The organism is Ruegeria sp. CG1, assembly GCF_056537265.1.
The window spans coordinates 1-14,893 of record NZ_JBQFRF010000007.1; the positions used below are offsets into that span (position 1 = coordinate 1).

Here is a 14,893-nt window from a genome sequence, read left to right on the forward strand (position 1 = left end):
CCGATCGCGATGGAAGACGGCCTGCGCTTTGCGATCCGCGAAGGCGGCCGCACCGTCGGCGCCGGCGTCGTCTCGAAAATCATCGAGTAATTCGCGTAAGCGAATATACAAAGAAAGGGCGTCCCTCGGGGCGCCCTTTTTCGTTTTTGCCTAAGCCAACAGTAATGCTAACTTCTTTAGTATTGAGACATTGCAATTAGAAAGAGGTCATAAGATGCACTTTTGGGCGCGTTCAGTTTGTCTTGTCGCAGCGGTTGCTTTCTCATCTACTTCTGCGTCCTCACAACAGATCGCGGATCGGATCTATTTGGGCGGACCAATTGTAACGATGAACGATACGGCTCCGTCCGCCGAAGCTGTCGCAGTCAAAGACGGGCGCATTCTTGCGGTTGGGTCGCTATCTGACTTGTCGGTGCATCAGGGTGAGGAAACCGAAACCTATGATCTGGAAGGGCGCGCGATGCTTCCGGGTTTCGTTGATAGCCACGGACATGTCGTCATGGGCGGCTTGCAGGCACTGTCCGCTAACCTTCTTGCGCCACCGGATGGGGATGTCATTGATATCGCCAGTCTGCAATCCACGCTGACTGACTGGGCCGAGGAGAATGCGCAAGCCGTTGAGCAGGTCAAAATGATCATCGGCTTTGGTTACGACAATGCTCAATTAAGGGAACTCCGTCACCCAACACGACAAGAGCTGGACATTGTGTCTGAAGACTTGCCGGTCGTCATTATTCATCAGTCTGGACATATAGGTGTCGCAAACTCGAAAGCTTTGGAATTGGCTGGTATAACGGCGGCTTCCGAAGCACCTCCGGGCGGGGTGATCCAACGCGATGAGGCCGGAGAGCCAAACGGTGTTCTGGAGGAGTACGCGTTCTTTTCTGTTCTCGTTCCCTTGCTGGGAAATCTGGGTGAAGAGGGTCTGGCAGCATTTGCCCGAGCTGGAACCGACCTTTGGGCAAAGTTTGGATATACGACCGGGCAGGAAGGCCGATCATCAGGTCAGATTGTCGAGGTTCTCGGGAAAGTTGCTGCGGAAGAAGCTCTTCCAATCGATGTAGTAGCCTTCCCGGATGTTCTTGAGTCGAAAGAGTTTATTGGTGCGAACACTTCGAAAAGCTACGAAAACAGGGTTCGGGTCGGGGGCTGTAAACTTACAATTGATGGCTCGCCGCAAGGTTTCACCGCTTTAAGGGATCGGCCCTATTATGATCCGGTTGGGAACTATGCTGCCGGCTACGCAGGATACGCAGCCATCACGATTGAGCAACTCCAGGACGCGGTGAATTGGTGTTACGACAACGATTTCCAAATCCTCGTGCATTCCAACGGTGAAGGGGCATCTGACATGCTGATTGCTGCACTAGAAGAGGCACAGATCAAGTATGGCGATCCCGGCAACCGCCCCGTTCTGATTCACGGTCAGTTCCTTCGAGAGGATCAGGTCGCAAGCCTTAAGCGCCTTGGTGTGTTTCCGTCGCTCTTTCCGATGCATACGTTCTATTGGGGCGATTGGCACCGGGATCATACTGTCGGGCCGATAAATGCGGAAAATATTTCGCCTACAGGATGGCTGCACGAGCGTGGCATGATGTTCGGCACGCATCACGATGCGCCGGTCGCCTTTCCGAACAGCATGCGTGTTCTCGCCGCGACGGTAACCCGCCGCACACGGTCTGGTGACATTTTGGGCCCCCATCAAAGAGTCGACGTTATGACCGCCTTGAAAGCCATGACAATCTGGCCCGCCTGGCAGCATTTTGAAGAAGACGAGAAGGGGTCTATCGAAGTTGGAAAAGTCGCGGACTTTGTGATTTTGTCGGACGATCCTACTGCCGTCGATCCGGAAACACTGGCGGAGCTTGAAGTGCGTGTAACGATTAAAGGCGACGAGGTGGTCTATGAAGCGGAAGGCGATGTCAGAGAGGGAAATCTGCAATTCTCGCCATTTTCAAATGACCCTGTGATTGCACACCTTTTCATGCACGCGGTCTATCAAGGCATGAAGGTTGAAGCCCCGTGGCTTGTTAGGAACTAGCCTGTGGGTTTTGGGAACTGAGACGTCACCGAATTGGTTTTATCCGGCGACAGCTTTGGCTTCACCGTTGAGCTGATCGCGCCGATCGCGATGGAAGACGGTCTGCGCTTCGCGATCCGCGAAGGCGGTCGCACTGTCGGCGCCGGTGTTGTGTCGAAAGTCATCGAGTAATCACGGTAGGTCGGGGTTCAGCCCGGCACATCGGTGAGCCTAAGTAGGCCGCTCCAAAAGGGGCGGCCTTTTTTACATTGCTAAGAACATTTTGATGATCTACTCAAGAGAGAGTTGCCGTAAGCTCAGGGTTGAGCCCCGCCTTCAAGTAGCTCTAAATGCTCCTTTAAAGTGGACGGGTGCGTTCGAGTCGCACGCGGCATCATGTTTTTCGCGAGAACGCTATGTACGAACTGAACAGAACACTGGCGCGGCGGGCGTTCAAAGAAATGCTGGGTCAAGCTAACCATTTCCTGATCACAATTTTGGTCGGTTTGAACGGAGTTAGATCGGGCCGTGCGGGTATTGAGAAAGAGTTCCACACAAGCTGGAATCCACAATCTGTCCCGCGATCAGCGGATCGAAGTAGAGAGTTCGTCTTAGACCTTGCCTTGGTTCGCGCAATTGACGCGTTTGATACATATATGATGACGACTGTTCGCAAACCGTGCGCGCTTTCAGAATCTGATTTTCTAACTAAAATGAATGCGACTGGCCAAAGCGTAGCGAGGCGGCTTGAAGTTTTCGACGAACGACTTGCTCCTTTGCCGCGCTACCAAAAAGCGGCACTTTCAGTTGCCATTGATTGGCGAAATAGACGGGTTCACAGCCTTTCAACGCCTTCGTTGGATAAGCGCACAGCCAGACTACTTTTGGGTAACTCAAAAACGTTTTCAAGTGAGTATAGTGGCTTGAAAATTGAAGAATTTGTTTCTCATTTCAAAGCTGGTTCACCTCCAACCTTTAAAGAGGCAGCATCGATAATCCGAATGGTTCACGAAGCAGTTGAACATTACGATCAGTATTTGCTTCGACATGTTCCAATCGAGAGCTACCTGAAAACTGCACTTCTACAATTTTTGAGCGCTGGTGTATCGAGCCCAGCAAATGGTATTCACAAGACTTGGAACAGCCCCAAAAAAGAGCGCAAAGTTAAACGTCTTTTGAGAATGGTAGGAGTGAACGAAACTGAGCAGGCTACAGGTAGAAAAGTACCCGATGATTTTGTTCAGCAGCTGATAACTCTTCAAAGCAATGAAGTATTGGAATTTCTTCAGGTGTGACAGTCTATTTATTGGAGACAGTAGAATTGCCCTTGCCAAACCCCACCAACCCCACTAATACGCGCGAGTTCTCAACAAGAACATCAAGGCGGGGTGATTCCCGCCTTTTGGGTTCGATGAGGGTTGGCGATGCGCGTCTGTCCTCCTCTCAACCTCAACGCCTGATAAAAGGCTGTATCTATGCAAAGCCAAAACATCCGTATTCGGCTGAAGGCATTTGACTATCGCGTTCTGGATGCCAGCACGCAAGAGATCGTCAACACTGCCAAGCGGACCGGCGCGAACGTGCGCGGCCCGATCCCGCTGCCGAACAAGATTGAGAAGTTCACGGTTCTCCGTGGCCCTCACGTTGACAAGAAATCCCGCGACCAGTTCGAGATCCGTACGCACAAGCGTCTCTTGGACATCGTTGATCCGACCCCCCAGACCGTTGACGCGCTGATGAAGCTCGACCTCGCTGCTGGTGTGGACGTCGAGATCAAGCTGCAGTCGTAAGATCGGAGGGTATAGATTATGCGCTCTGGTATTATCGCAAAAAAAGTTGGCATGACCCGCCTGTTCATGGAAGACGGCAAGCAGATCCCTGTGACCGTTCTCCACCTGGACAACCTGCAGGTCGTCGCACAGCGCACCGCTGACAAAGACGGCTACACTGCCGTTCAGCTGGGCGCCGGTGCTGCCAAAGCAAAACGCACCTCGAAGGCCATGCGCGGTCACTATGCCGCTGCCAAGGTCGAGCCCAAGCGTAAGCTGGCCGAGTTCCGCGTCTCCGAAGATGGCCTGATCGATGTGGGCGCCGAGATTTCGGCGGAACACTTCCTGGAAGGTCAGAAGGTTGACGTTTCGGGCACCTCGATCGGTAAAGGCTTTGCCGGTGCAATGAAGCGCTGGAACTTTGGTGGTCTGCGCGCCTCGCACGGTGTTTCGATCAGCCACCGTTCGCACGGTTCGACCGGTCAGTGTCAGGATCCGGGCAAGGTGTTCAAAGGCAAGAAGATGGCCGGTCACATGGGTGCTGCCCGTGTTACCACTCAGAACCTGGAGGTTGTCAAAACCGACGCCGACCGTGGTCTGGTCTTCATCAAAGGCGCCGTTCCCGGACCGAAATCGGGCTGGGTCACTGTCAAGGACGCCGTCAAGAAGAAAGCACCGGAAGGCCTGCCTTTCCCGGCTGCTGTGAAATCGGCTGCAACCGAAGCACCTGCGGAAGAAGCCCCCGCGGAAGGTGGTGAAGCATGAAACTTGATGTAATCAAACTGGACGGCGGCAAAGCCGGCAACATCGAGCTGGATGCGGACCTGTTCGGCCTCGAGCCGCGCGCGGACATCCTGCACCGTGTGGTCCGTTGGCAGCGCAACAACGCGCAGGCCGGCACCCACAAGGTCAAGACCCGCTCGGAAACCAGCTACTCGACCAAGAAGATCTATCGCCAGAAGGGCACCGGTGGCGCACGCCATGGTGACCGTAACGCACCGATCTTCCGTGGTGGTGGTATCTACAAAGGCCCCGTCGTGCGTTCGCACGGCCACGACCTGCCGAAGAAGTTCCGCAAGCTTGGCCTGCGCCACGCTCTGTCGGCAAAAGCCAAGGCAGGTGAACTGGTCGTAATCGAGAACGCCGAAGCCGAAGGCAAGACCGCCGCTCTGGCCAAACAGGTTGCAAACCTGGGCTGGAAACGCGCTCTGGTCATCGATGGCGCGACCGTGAACGAAGGGTTCCTGAAAGCGTCCAAGAACATCGAGGGTCTGGATATCCTGCCGTCGATGGGCGCAAACGTCTATGACATCCTCAAGCGTGACACTCTGGTGCTCACCAAAGCGGCTGTCGAAGCACTGGAGGCTCGTCTGAAATGAGCGCGAAGGCAGAACACTACGACGTGATCCGCAAGCCGGTCATCACCGAAAAGTCGACCATGGCGTCCGAAAACGGCGCGGTTGTCTTTGAAGTGGCGATCGATAGCAACAAGCCGCAAATCAAAGAGGCCGTTGAGGCTCTGTTTGGTGTGAAGGTCAAAGCGGTGAACACCACCGTGACCAAAGGCAAGGTCAAGCGGTTCCGCGGCCAGCTGGGCCGTCGCAAAGACGTCAAAAAAGCATATGTGACCCTGGAAGAGGGGAACACCATCGACGTGAGCACCGGTCTTTGATCCGACGCTTACTGCGACTATTCACGGCCCCGGCGGTTCAACCCGCCGGGGCCGATTTCGTTTCAGACCCTGAAACTGCCCGTGCGCAGGTGTTGGAGAAGATGCGGGCTTTCAGCGACGAGCCCTATTTTCAGATCGCCGATGAAAAGCTGGGGCTTTTGTCGGTTTTCGACGATCTGAAATACGACCGGGCGGATGTGGACATGATCTCTCCGGCGATGCGCAATCATGTGGTCGATAAGCTTGGTCCGCTGGGGTTTCGCCAGACCTCGGGTACGGTGTTGGAACACGTCGAGGCCGAGATGCGTGTGCACATCCCCAAGTTCCACGCCCTCGGTGCGTCGCCCTTCGACATCACGCGCTATACCGAGAAACGCTCGCAGGATTACTGTCTCCTTACGCCCACACAGGTGGCCTGCCAGTACGTGGATCACTACGTGCTGGACGAAGCGGTGCAGCGGATCGAGGCGTTAATTACGAAGCACCCTATCAACCTGCTCAAACTGGCGGATTATCTGGAAGGGAAACCCAAGCACCGCGCATTTCGCGAGGTTTTGGGTCATATCAAACTCAAGCAACGTATCGCGGTAGAGTCTGAGCCGCTCTGCAGAAGGCGGTCGTTGGGGTAAGAGTTGCGTTGACTCATCAGAAACGCGTCAGAAGCACGTGCAACCCTGGAAGAGAGACCACACATCGATATATCCGGCGGTCCGTGATTGGACGCGTCTTTGGGGAGAGGTAAGTGGCGTGCTCATGGGGGTTGTTCTTACGCGGCGACACAAAAATTTGAGCACTAAACTCTCATATTTTGCACAATTCGCTTGCTATGTCGCGCGGGTAGTCTATCCGGCTTCCAACAAGCAAAAGACATGGCAGGCGCATGACCGAAACCTCTCTCTCGACCCGGGAAAACCCGGATAGAACTGCCGCGCGGGATTGGGTTTCGACGCTTGCCAAATACCGCGAACCTAATCAATGGCGCAGTTCCTTTGAGCTGGGTGTCAGCATTATCCCATTCTTTGTGCTTTGGGCGCTGTCCTGGATGGCATTATCCATCAGCTACTGGCTGGCATTTGCCATTGCGGTCCTGAATGCGGCCTTCCTGCTGCGCCTGTTTGCGATCCAACACGATTGCGGGCACGGGGCGTTCTTCAAGAACCGGACAGTCAGCGACTGGGTTGGACGGGTGATCGGGGTGCTGACCCTTACACCCTATGATGTCTGGCGCCGCACTCATTCTTACCATCACAACAGTTCGGGTAACTTGGACAAGCGGGGAATGGGGGATATCCACACGCTGACAGTGGCTGAGTACCAATCCAAGTCTCCCATGAACCGGTTCTGGTATCGCGTTTACCGCAATCCGGTCACACTGTTCGTACTTGGTCCCGGCTATTTGTTCCTGCTCCAAAACCGTCTGCCCTTGGGTTTAACTGGTAGCGCTCGGTTCTGGGTCAGCGCGATGGGTACCAATATAGCTATTCTGACCGCCCTTTTTGCTGTCTACTACTGTGGCGGCTTGATGCCGGTCCTACTGATTTTTCTGCCCTCAACCCTGATTGCGGCAACTGCAGGAGTATGGCTGTTTTATGTTCAGCACCAATTCGAAGAAACGCATTGGGAATCGGACAAGGATTGGCAGTTGCACGAGGCGGCCCTGCACGGAAGCTCGCATTATATTCTGCCGCCGGTGCTACAGTGGTTCAGTGCCAATATCGGCATCCACCACGTGCACCATCTGTACAGCCGCATTCCGTTCTACCGCCTGACCGAAGTGCTGCGCGATCACGACGAGTTGGCAAACAGCAACAGGATGACCATTCGTGAGAGCATTGCCAACGCGCGGTTGCACCTGTGGGACGAAAAACACCGCCGCCTGTTGTCCTTCGCCGAGGTTCGCGCATTGTATCAGTGAGTGGCAAGTTACCTGAGTTCTTCCGGCCGAATAAGTAATACCCACTGACCGCGCGACTTGCGAAATTGAAACCTGGGGCAAATGTTGCGGTGACTTTTTCTTTGGTCTCCATAAGAATCTTGGGCCGCACCCTATAGACACCCATCCCCAACACTGCTACACGCTCCCAATCTTGCGGCCTCGGATTCGTTCCGGGGCCTCTGATATTTGTAACCGGGGACCTTCGGGGCCCTATACCCTTGGCACCTACGGGGGCCTATCACATAGCGGGGAAATCCCTCGCACTTGCTAAACGGAAGACAGAAAGCATGGCACTCAAGTCGTACAAGCCGACGACGCCGGGCCAGCGCGGGCTGGTGCTGATCGACCGTTCGGAGCTTTGGAAAGGACGTCCGGTAAAGTCTCTCACTGAGGGTTTGACCAAATCGGGCGGCCGGAACAACACCGGACGGATCACTTCACGCCGCCGCGGCGGTGGCGCAAAGCGTCTCTACCGGATCGTTGACTTCAAACGGAACAAATTTGATGTCGCGGCAACCGTCGAGCGGATCGAATATGACCCGAACCGGACCGCATTCATCGCACTGGTAAAATACGAAGACGGCGAGCAGGCATATATCCTGGCTCCGCAGCGTCTGGCTGTTGGTGACAAAGTCGTGGCATCCGCCAAGGCCGACATCAAGCCGGGCAACGCAATGCCCTTCTCGGGCATGCCCATTGGTACCATCGTCCACAACATCGAGATGAAGCCTGGTAAAGGCGGTCAGATCGCACGTGCGGCCGGTACTTACGCTCAGTTCGTTGGTCGCGATGGCGGCTACGCTCAGATCCGTCTGAGCTCGGGCGAGCTGCGCATGGTCCGTCAGGAATGCATGGCCACCGTTGGTGCCGTGTCCAACCCCGACAACAGCAACCAAAACCTCGGTAAAGCCGGTCGTATGCGCCACAAGGGCGTTCGTCCGTCGGTTCGTGGTGTTGCAATGAACCCGATCGACCACCCGCACGGTGGTGGTGAAGGTCGTACCTCGGGTGGCCGTACGCCGGTTACTCCGTGGGGTAAGGACACCAAGGGTAAGCGTACCCGCAACAAGAACAAAGCGTCCCAGAAGCTGATCATCCGCTCGCGGCACGCCAAGAAGAAGGGACGTTAATCTATGTCTCGCTCTGTTTGGAAGGGTCCTTTCGTCGATGCTTACGTGCTGAAAAAAGCCGAAGCAGCGCGCGAGTCGGGCCGCAACGAAGTCATCAAGATTTGGTCGCGTCGTTCCACCATTCTGCCCCAGTTCGTGGGTCTGACCTTTGGTGTGTACAACGGCCATAAGCATATCCCCGTCAACGTCTCGGAAGACATGATCGGTCAGAAGTTCGGTGAATACTCTCCGACTCGTACCTATTACGGTCACGCCGCTGACAAAAAAGCGAAGCGGAAGTAAGTCATGGGCAAGGAAAAGAACCCCCGCCGCGTGGCTGAAAACGAAGCAATGGCGAAAACGCGCATGCTCCGTACTAGCCCGCAGAAACTGAACCTGGTTGCGCAGATGATCCGTGGCAAGAAAGTTGAGAAGGCTCTGACTGACCTGACTTTCTCGAACAAGCGTGTCGCGCAGGACGTCAAGAAGTGCCTGCAGTCTGCAATCGCCAACGCCGAGAACAACCACAACCTGGATGTCGACGAACTGATCGTCGCCGAAGCCTGGGTTGGCAAGAACCTGGTCATGAAGCGCGGTCGTCCGCGTGCCCGTGGCCGTTTCGGCAAGATCATGAAGCCGTTCTCGGAGATCACCATCAAGGTGCGTCAAGTTGAGGAGCAAGCCTAATGGGACATAAAGTCAATCCGATCGGCATGCGCCTTCAGGTCAACCGCACCTGGGACAGCCGCTGGTACGCCGACACCAAGGACTACGGTGATCTTCTGCTGGAAGACCTCAAGATCCGTGAGTTCATCAACAAAGAGTGCAAGCAGGCCGGTGTTGCCCGTGTGATCATCGAACGTCCGCACAAGAAGTGCCGCGTTACGATCCACACTGCACGTCCCGGTGTCATCATCGGCAAGAAAGGTGCAGACATTGAAGTTCTGCGCAAAAAGCTTGCTCGTATGACCGACAGCGAACTGCACCTGAACATCGTCGAAGTGCGCAAGCCCGAGCTTGACGCGCAGCTGGTTGCCGAGTCCATCGCTCAGCAGCTGGAACGTCGTGTTTCGTTCCGTCGCGCCATGAAGCGCTCGGTTCAGAACGCCATGCGCATGGGCGCCCTGGGTATCCGGGTGAACGTCGCTGGTCGTCTGGGCGGCGCCGAAATCGCACGGACCGAGTGGTACCGCGAAGGCCGCGTGCCTCTGCACACCCTGCGTGCCGACATCGATTACGCACATGCCGAAGCGATGACTCCTTACGGGATCATCGGGATCAAGGTCTGGATCTTCAAAGGTGAGATCATGGAGCACGATCCGCAGGCACGTGACCGTAAAGCACAGGAACTCCAGGACGGCCCTGCACCTCGTGGTGCTGGTGGCGGTCGTCGCTAAGGAGGGAAAGATATGCTTCAACCAAAGCGTACTAAATTCCGCAAGATGCACAAAGGCCGGATCAAGGGGCTCGCCAAAGGCGGTTCCGATCTGAACTTTGGCACCTACGGTCTGAAAGCACTGCAGCCCGAGCGCGTCACCGCGCGTCAGATCGAAGCTGCACGTCGTGCCATGACCCGTCACATGAAACGTCAAGGCCGCGTCTGGATCCGGATCTTCCCGGATACTCCCGTGACCTCGAAGCCGACCGAAGTCCGTATGGGTAAAGGTAAAGGCTCCGTTGACTTCTGGGCCGCGAAAGTAAAGCCCGGTCGTGTGATGTTCGAAATTGACGGCGTCAATGACGACATCGCCCGCGAGGCCCTGCGCCTGGCCGCGATGAAGCTGCCGATCAAGACCCGCGTTGTGGTCCGCGAAGACTGGTAAGCGATTGGGGCTTTGATCCCACTCGTTACAAGAATGACCCTCGTCGGGAAACCGGCGGGGGTTTTCTTTTGGTTCGGCAGCCCGTGCTTCGTGGATCGTGAAAAACGTCGACCTCCCTCTGCCGCACCACTAGGCTAGCTTGCAGGAATGGGAGGGCCCTATGGTTCAGCTACGCAAAAAGATGCTCATTAAGGAAGTCATAACCAACGACCAGTTGGGCCAACCTTGTGATCCGATCAGTCGAGTCGCAGCGATGGCGGTGATGCAGAACCCTTTGGCCGGGCACTTCTCGGACGATCTTTCAGAGTTGTTCGAGATCGGCGCCATTCTGGGCCCGGAACTCGCCGCTGAGGCAGTTTCTCAGCTTGATGGGCCGCCGGTTTCGTACGGCAAAGCCGCGCTTGTCGGCATGAACGGCGATCTTGAGCAGGGCGGGGCGGTGATCCACCCCAAACTCGGTGCGCCCATGCGCGCTGTGGTGGGCGGAGGTGAGGCGGTGATACCGTCCAACGCCAAGCTGGGCGCGCCGGGTTGCGCGATTGATCTTCCGCTGGGGCACAAGGACAATCCGTGGTCGTTCGATCATTTCGACACGATGACGCTGAACATCCCAGATGCGCCGAAACCGGATGAGATCGTGCTGTGCCTCGCCTATGCCGACGGAGGTCGCCCGATACCACGCTGTGGCAAAGGGCCCATCAAGACCTAAGCGGCTGGTCTTGCCGAGAGGGCTGGGGTATGCCCAGCCCATGGCACAGATTGAATCACTCTTCGTCACCCGTCTCTATCGCGCAAACTTGTCCGAATTCGATCCCAGGATCGACGCGGAGGAATTGGAAAGTTCATGCCTTGTTATTGCTGAAGATGATGAGGCCGGGCAGGACTGGTGTGAAGCGAACGCGTATCCCGGCTACACCAGTTATGCTTCGCTGACCGATTTGCCTTGGCGATTTCCGATATTTGCCGATCTTGTCAAAGTGCTGGATCAGCACGTCGCGGCTTTCGCCAAGGATTTGGAGTTTGATCTGGACGACCGCGCGTTGAAGCTTGAGGATCTGTGGATCAATATCCTGCCCGAGGGCGGAATGCATGCCAGTCACCTGCATCCGCACAGTGTCATTTCGGGCACGACCTATGTGTCCATGCCGGAAGGGGCCAGTGCACTGAAACTGGAAGACCCACGTTCGGGCCGTATGATGGCCGCCCCGACGAGGCTGAAAGGCGGGCGTCGGGAATTACAGCCTTTCATCTACATGAAGCCGCAGGTGGGCGACGTCCTGCTGTGGGAAAGCTGGCTGCGCCACGAGGTGCCGATGAATATGGCCGAGGACGAGCGGATTTCTGTTAGCTTCAACTATAAATGGGAGTGAAGCGTCTTAAAGCGTCAAGGTGAAAGCGCTCCAGTTACTTCGTCGGAGGATACTATGACCAAAACAGCTCTCGTCACAGGCGCATCATCCGGAATTGGTCGGGAATTGGCACGTTATCATGCGTCGCGAGGCGGCAATCTGATCATCAGTGCGCGACGCGGAGATGCGTTAGATGCCCTCAGATCAGAGCTTGAGGCAGCCCACTATGTTACTGTCACTGCCATTCCGCTTGATCTGGGTGCTGTTGGAGGCGCGGAAAAACTTTATGAGGCCGTCAAGTGCAAAGACCTGACGGTCGACTACCTGATCAACAATGCTGGATTCGGAGGGCATGGGGCTTTTTTGGATCGCCGCCTTTCGGACGATCTGAATATGATCCGGCTGAACGTCGAAGCCCTTGTCTCTCTGTGTCATCTGTTCGGCACGGATATGATCAGTAGCGGTGGCGGAAAGATACTGAATGTCAGTTCGACTGCGGCGCATATGCCGGGTCCATTGCAGGCGACCTATTTTGCCACCAAGGCCTATGTTTCGAGTTTCAGTCAGGCGCTCGCGGAGGAGCTGAAAGGTAAGGGCGTCACTGTGACGGCGCTGGAGCCGGGCTATGTCGTGACCGAATTTGCTGCTGCTGCAAATCTTGAGGGAACGAAGCTTGTTGCCCAAAAAGGGGCGACCGCTGAGGCCGTGGCCAAAGTCGGCTATGACGCCATGATTGATGGAAAGCTCACGGTGATCAACGATAAGTCGCTCGCGTTTGTGCTGGGTTGGGTCATGCCGCTGCTGCCGCGACGCGCGCGCCTGAAAATGGTTCGGAAAATGCAGGAGAAGGGTACCTGAGCACTCGGCCGCGTTTGTCGGGATCCAGAAAGGTCGCGGTAGTGATCTGCTGCCCGGTTTCAGAGGGCAGCGGTAATTTGGAAACAGGTAGTTTCATCTGCTCGAAAACGGTTTGAAACTTTCCCTTGCCACCCACCCCCCAAACCCTTATACGGCGGCATCCTGCGATCTCCCGGCGTTGTCGGGCGATTCGTATGTCTATCATTCATCCACCAGGTCAAAGGTGACCCTGTAAGGGGGCCTTCTGGTGTTTTGAGCAAAGGAAAAAGGCGATGAACGCCCAAGAACTGCGTGACAAGACCCCGGACCAGCTCCGCGAGGAACTGGCCAACCTGAAGAAAGAAAGCTTTAACCTGCGCTTTCAACAGGCAACCGGTCAGCTGGAAAACACAGCCGGCATCAAAGCGGCCCGCCGCAATGCTGCCCGTGTCAAAACCATTCTGAACGAAAAGGCCGCTGCTGCGGCATCCGAGGAGTAATCAGATGCCCAAGCGTATCCTGCAAGGCACCGTGACCAGCGACGCCAACGAACAGACCGTAACCGTATCCGTCGAGCGCCGCTTTACGCATCCGGTTCTGAAGAAAACCATCCGTAAGTCCAAGAAATACCGGGCTCACGATGAAAAGAACGCCTTCAAGGTCGGTGACACCGTACGCATCATCGAATGCGCGCCGAAATCGAAGACGAAACGTTGGGAGGTTCTGGAGGCGTAAGCCCCCAGGACTTTTCATTTGTCGAAACCCTGGGGGATTTAACGAGACCAGCCCCCACAGGTCGGGAGAAACCACATGATCCAGATGCAGACCAATCTGGATGTCGCTGACAACTCCGGCGCACGCCGAGTTCAGTGCATCAAGGTCCTGGGTGGTTCCAAGCGTAAATACGCCTCCGTAGGCGACATCATTGTCGTCTCGGTGAAGGAAGCCATCCCGCGCGGCCGCGTGAAGAAAGGGGACGTCCGCAAGGCCGTCGTCGTACGCACCGCCAAGGAAGTCCGTCGCGAAGACGGCACCGCGATCCGTTTCGATCGCAACGCCGCCGTCATCCTGAACAACAACAACGAGCCCGTGGGTACCCGTATCTTTGGCCCCGTTGTTCGTGAACTGCGCGGCAAGAACTTCATGAAAATCATCTCGCTGGCTCCGGAGGTGCTGTAATCATGGCTGCTAAACTCCGCAAAGGCGACAAGGTCGTCGTGCTGGCCGGCAAGGACAAGGGCAAAGAGGGAACTATCACCTCGGTTGACCCTAAAGCCGGTAAAGCTGTTGTCGATGGCATCAACATCGCCATCCGCCACACCCGTCAGTCGCAAACCTCGCAAGGTGGTCGCCTGCCTCAGGCAAACCCGATCGAGCTGTCGAACCTGGCACTGCTGGACAAAAACGGCAAAGCAACCCGCGTTGGCTTCCGCATGGAAGGCGACAAGAAGGTGCGCTTCGCCAAGACCACAGGGGACGTGATCGATGCTTGATAACGCAACCTACACCCCGCGTCTGAAAGCTCAGTACGCCGAAACCATCCGTGCCGCTCTGAAAGAAGAGTTCGGCTACAAGAACGACATGCAGCTGCCCAAGCTGGAAAAAATCGTTCTGAACATCGGTTGTGGTGCTGAGGCCGTCAAAGACTCGAAAAAAGCGAAAGCTGCTGTCGAGGATCTGACTGCGATTGCTGGCCAGAAGGCCGTTGCAACCAAGGCGAAGAAGTCGATCGCGGGTTTCCGCGTCCGTGAAGACATGCCGCTGGGTGCGAAAGTGACCCTGCGCGGCGACCGGATGTACGAATTCCTGGATCGTCTGATCACCATCGCGATGCCTCGCGTTCGTGACTTCCGCGGTGTGAAGCCGTCTTTCGATGGTCGTGGCAACTTTGCCATGGGCATGAAAGAGCACATCGTGTTCCCGGAAATCGACTTCGACAAGGTCGACGAGGTCTGGGGCCTGGATATCGTAATTGCCACCACAGCGAAAACCGACGCTGAAGCAAAGGCATTGTTGAAAGCATTCAACATGCCGTTCAACGCGTAAGCGCCGGGAGGATTGAGACATGGCTAAAAAAGCAATGATCGAACGCGAGAAGAAGCGCGAACGCCTGGTGGCCAAATATGCCGCAAAGCGTGCCGAGCTGAAAGAAATCGCGAATGACGAGAGCAAGCCGATGGAAGAGCGTTTCAAAGCGCGTCTGAAACTGGCGAAACTGCCGCGCAACAGCTCGGCTACCCGTCTGCACAACCGTTGTCAGCTGACCGGTCGTCCCCACGCTTACTACCGTAAGCTGAAGGTCAGCCGTATCGCGCTGCGCGAGCTGGGTTCTGCTGGTCAGATCCCCGGCATGGTGAAATCGAGCTGGTAAGGGAGAC

The 14,893-nt window shown here is 55.9% G+C and carries 23 protein-coding genes and 1 pseudogene; all 24 read left to right on the plus strand.

All coding sequences use genetic code 11. The features are described from left to right. On the plus strand, positions 1 to 90 hold a 90-nt coding region (locus ACR0AU_RS17885; protein WP_211330766.1), incomplete at its 5' end, for an EF-Tu C-terminal domain-related protein. 238 nt (positions 91 to 328) lie between these two features. After that, positions 329 to 2,041, plus strand: a complete 1,713-nt coding sequence (locus ACR0AU_RS17890; RefSeq protein ID WP_480796038.1) for an amidohydrolase — start codon at positions 329 to 331, stop codon at positions 2,039 to 2,041. A gap of 27 nt (positions 2,042 to 2,068) precedes the next feature. Next, a pseudogene (locus tag ACR0AU_RS17895) lies at positions 2,069 to 2,212 on the plus strand (EF-Tu C-terminal domain-related protein); the annotation flags it as partial. 224 nt (positions 2,213 to 2,436) lie between these two features. After that, positions 2,437 to 3,315, plus strand: coding sequence for a hypothetical protein (locus ACR0AU_RS17900; protein ID WP_170733969.1), 879 nt, complete (start codon positions 2,437 to 2,439; stop codon positions 3,313 to 3,315). 180 nt (positions 3,316 to 3,495) lie between these two features. After that, positions 3,496 to 3,810: a 30S ribosomal protein S10 gene (rpsJ, locus tag ACR0AU_RS17905; RefSeq protein ID WP_008756422.1), complete on the plus strand. Its 315-nt coding sequence runs from the start codon at positions 3,496 to 3,498 to the stop codon at positions 3,808 to 3,810. Positions 3,811 to 3,828: 18 nt separating this feature from the next. Continuing rightward, complete coding sequence (rplC, locus tag ACR0AU_RS17910) at positions 3,829 to 4,554, plus strand: 50S ribosomal protein L3 (protein WP_170515968.1); 726 nt, start codon at positions 3,829 to 3,831, stop codon at positions 4,552 to 4,554. After that, entirely contained in the window at positions 4,551 to 5,168 is a 618-nt protein-coding gene (gene rplD / locus ACR0AU_RS17915) for a 50S ribosomal protein L4 (protein ID WP_010437039.1), read from the plus strand. The genes rplC and rplD overlap by 4 nt, the downstream gene beginning before the upstream one ends. Further along, positions 5,165 to 5,461, plus strand: a complete 297-nt coding sequence (locus ACR0AU_RS17920) for a 50S ribosomal protein L23 (RefSeq protein WP_010437040.1) — start codon at positions 5,165 to 5,167, stop codon at positions 5,459 to 5,461. Before rplD ends, ACR0AU_RS17920 begins: the two co-directional genes overlap by 4 nt. After that, positions 5,458 to 6,090: a hypothetical protein gene (locus tag ACR0AU_RS17925; protein ID WP_480796039.1), complete on the plus strand. Its 633-nt coding sequence runs from the start codon at positions 5,458 to 5,460 to the stop codon at positions 6,088 to 6,090. Before ACR0AU_RS17920 ends, ACR0AU_RS17925 begins: the two co-directional genes overlap by 4 nt. A gap of 251 nt (positions 6,091 to 6,341) precedes the next feature. Continuing rightward, the gene (locus ACR0AU_RS17930; RefSeq protein ID WP_480796040.1) at positions 6,342 to 7,376 is read left to right on the plus strand and encodes a fatty acid desaturase; all 1,035 of its coding nucleotides are present in this window, start codon (positions 6,342 to 6,344) and stop codon (positions 7,374 to 7,376) included. Between the two features lie 308 nt (positions 7,377 to 7,684). Further along, complete coding sequence (rplB, locus tag ACR0AU_RS17935; RefSeq protein WP_008757664.1) at positions 7,685 to 8,527, plus strand: 50S ribosomal protein L2; 843 nt, start codon at positions 7,685 to 7,687, stop codon at positions 8,525 to 8,527. A gap of 3 nt (positions 8,528 to 8,530) precedes the next feature. Continuing rightward, the gene (rpsS, locus tag ACR0AU_RS17940; protein WP_010437056.1) at positions 8,531 to 8,809 is read left to right on the plus strand and encodes a 30S ribosomal protein S19; all 279 of its coding nucleotides are present in this window, start codon (positions 8,531 to 8,533) and stop codon (positions 8,807 to 8,809) included. Between the two features lie 3 nt (positions 8,810 to 8,812). Further along, complete coding sequence (rplV, locus tag ACR0AU_RS17945; RefSeq protein ID WP_039538267.1) at positions 8,813 to 9,193, plus strand: 50S ribosomal protein L22; 381 nt, start codon at positions 8,813 to 8,815, stop codon at positions 9,191 to 9,193. After that, positions 9,193 to 9,903, plus strand: coding sequence for a 30S ribosomal protein S3 (gene rpsC, locus ACR0AU_RS17950; RefSeq protein ID WP_008758042.1), 711 nt, complete (start codon positions 9,193 to 9,195; stop codon positions 9,901 to 9,903). The genes rplV and rpsC overlap by 1 nt, the downstream gene beginning before the upstream one ends. Positions 9,904 to 9,915: 12 nt before the next feature. Next, on the plus strand, positions 9,916 to 10,329 hold the full coding sequence (gene rplP / locus ACR0AU_RS17955; RefSeq protein ID WP_039538270.1) for a 50S ribosomal protein L16: 414 nt from the start codon (positions 9,916 to 9,918) through the stop codon (positions 10,327 to 10,329). 160 nt (positions 10,330 to 10,489) lie between these two features. Continuing rightward, a complete protein-coding gene (locus tag ACR0AU_RS17960) occupies positions 10,490 to 11,038 on the plus strand; it encodes an amino acid synthesis family protein (protein WP_170733972.1) in 549 nt (182 codons plus the stop codon). 40 nt (positions 11,039 to 11,078) lie between these two features. Then, positions 11,079 to 11,699, plus strand: a complete 621-nt coding sequence (locus ACR0AU_RS17965) for a 2OG-Fe(II) oxygenase family protein (protein WP_170392899.1) — start codon at positions 11,079 to 11,081, stop codon at positions 11,697 to 11,699. 54 nt (positions 11,700 to 11,753) lie between these two features. Further along, positions 11,754 to 12,536: an SDR family NAD(P)-dependent oxidoreductase gene (locus tag ACR0AU_RS17970; RefSeq protein ID WP_170733973.1), complete on the plus strand. Its 783-nt coding sequence runs from the start codon at positions 11,754 to 11,756 to the stop codon at positions 12,534 to 12,536. A 272-nt stretch (positions 12,537 to 12,808) separates the two neighbouring features. Further along, complete coding sequence (gene rpmC / locus ACR0AU_RS17975) at positions 12,809 to 13,015, plus strand: 50S ribosomal protein L29 (RefSeq protein WP_010437082.1); 207 nt, start codon at positions 12,809 to 12,811, stop codon at positions 13,013 to 13,015. 4 nt (positions 13,016 to 13,019) lie between these two features. Next, entirely contained in the window at positions 13,020 to 13,250 is a 231-nt protein-coding gene (gene rpsQ / locus ACR0AU_RS17980; RefSeq protein WP_068340771.1) for a 30S ribosomal protein S17, read from the plus strand. 75 nt (positions 13,251 to 13,325) lie between these two features. Beyond that, positions 13,326 to 13,694, plus strand: coding sequence for a 50S ribosomal protein L14 (rplN, locus tag ACR0AU_RS17985; protein ID WP_008757934.1), 369 nt, complete (start codon positions 13,326 to 13,328; stop codon positions 13,692 to 13,694). 2 nt (positions 13,695 to 13,696) lie between these two features. Further along, the gene (gene rplX, locus ACR0AU_RS17990) at positions 13,697 to 14,008 is read left to right on the plus strand and encodes a 50S ribosomal protein L24 (RefSeq protein WP_010437096.1); all 312 of its coding nucleotides are present in this window, start codon (positions 13,697 to 13,699) and stop codon (positions 14,006 to 14,008) included. Further along, entirely contained in the window at positions 14,001 to 14,561 is a 561-nt protein-coding gene (rplE, locus tag ACR0AU_RS17995) for a 50S ribosomal protein L5 (RefSeq protein WP_170392897.1), read from the plus strand. Before rplX ends, rplE begins: the two co-directional genes overlap by 8 nt. A 19-nt stretch (positions 14,562 to 14,580) precedes the next feature. Beyond that, the gene (rpsN, locus tag ACR0AU_RS18000; RefSeq protein WP_010437098.1) at positions 14,581 to 14,886 is read left to right on the plus strand and encodes a 30S ribosomal protein S14; all 306 of its coding nucleotides are present in this window, start codon (positions 14,581 to 14,583) and stop codon (positions 14,884 to 14,886) included. Positions 14,887 to 14,893: the final 7 nt, after the last annotated feature.

Coding starts and splice junctions, on each gene's coding strand:
- ACR0AU_RS17890 (WP_480796038.1), top strand. CDS start 329: ATGAACGATACGGCTCCGTCCGCCGAAGCTGTCGCAGTCAAAGACGGG.
- ACR0AU_RS17900 (WP_170733969.1), top strand. CDS start 2,437: ATGTACGAACTGAACAGAACACTGGCGCGGCGGGCGTTCAAAGAAATG.
- rpsJ (WP_008756422.1), top strand. CDS start 3,496: ATGCAAAGCCAAAACATCCGTATTCGGCTGAAGGCATTTGACTATCGC.
- rplC (WP_170515968.1), top strand. CDS start 3,829: ATGCGCTCTGGTATTATCGCAAAAAAAGTTGGCATGACCCGCCTGTTC.
- rplD (WP_010437039.1), top strand. CDS start 4,551: ATGAAACTTGATGTAATCAAACTGGACGGCGGCAAAGCCGGCAACATC.
- ACR0AU_RS17920 (WP_010437040.1), top strand. CDS start 5,165: ATGAGCGCGAAGGCAGAACACTACGACGTGATCCGCAAGCCGGTCATC.
- ACR0AU_RS17930 (WP_480796040.1), top strand. CDS start 6,342: ATGACCGAAACCTCTCTCTCGACCCGGGAAAACCCGGATAGAACTGCC.
- rplB (WP_008757664.1), top strand. CDS start 7,685: ATGGCACTCAAGTCGTACAAGCCGACGACGCCGGGCCAGCGCGGGCTG.
- rpsS (WP_010437056.1), top strand. CDS start 8,531: ATGTCTCGCTCTGTTTGGAAGGGTCCTTTCGTCGATGCTTACGTGCTG.
- rplV (WP_039538267.1), top strand. CDS start 8,813: ATGGGCAAGGAAAAGAACCCCCGCCGCGTGGCTGAAAACGAAGCAATG.
- rpsC (WP_008758042.1), top strand. CDS start 9,193: ATGGGACATAAAGTCAATCCGATCGGCATGCGCCTTCAGGTCAACCGC.
- rplP (WP_039538270.1), top strand. CDS start 9,916: ATGCTTCAACCAAAGCGTACTAAATTCCGCAAGATGCACAAAGGCCGG.
- ACR0AU_RS17960 (WP_170733972.1), top strand. CDS start 10,490: ATGGTTCAGCTACGCAAAAAGATGCTCATTAAGGAAGTCATAACCAAC.
- ACR0AU_RS17965 (WP_170392899.1), top strand. CDS start 11,079: ATGGCACAGATTGAATCACTCTTCGTCACCCGTCTCTATCGCGCAAAC.
- ACR0AU_RS17970 (WP_170733973.1), top strand. CDS start 11,754: ATGACCAAAACAGCTCTCGTCACAGGCGCATCATCCGGAATTGGTCGG.
- rpmC (WP_010437082.1), top strand. CDS start 12,809: ATGAACGCCCAAGAACTGCGTGACAAGACCCCGGACCAGCTCCGCGAG.
- rpsQ (WP_068340771.1), top strand. CDS start 13,020: ATGCCCAAGCGTATCCTGCAAGGCACCGTGACCAGCGACGCCAACGAA.
- rplN (WP_008757934.1), top strand. CDS start 13,326: ATGATCCAGATGCAGACCAATCTGGATGTCGCTGACAACTCCGGCGCA.
- rplX (WP_010437096.1), top strand. CDS start 13,697: ATGGCTGCTAAACTCCGCAAAGGCGACAAGGTCGTCGTGCTGGCCGGC.
- rplE (WP_170392897.1), top strand. CDS start 14,001: ATGCTTGATAACGCAACCTACACCCCGCGTCTGAAAGCTCAGTACGCC.
- rpsN (WP_010437098.1), top strand. CDS start 14,581: ATGGCTAAAAAAGCAATGATCGAACGCGAGAAGAAGCGCGAACGCCTG.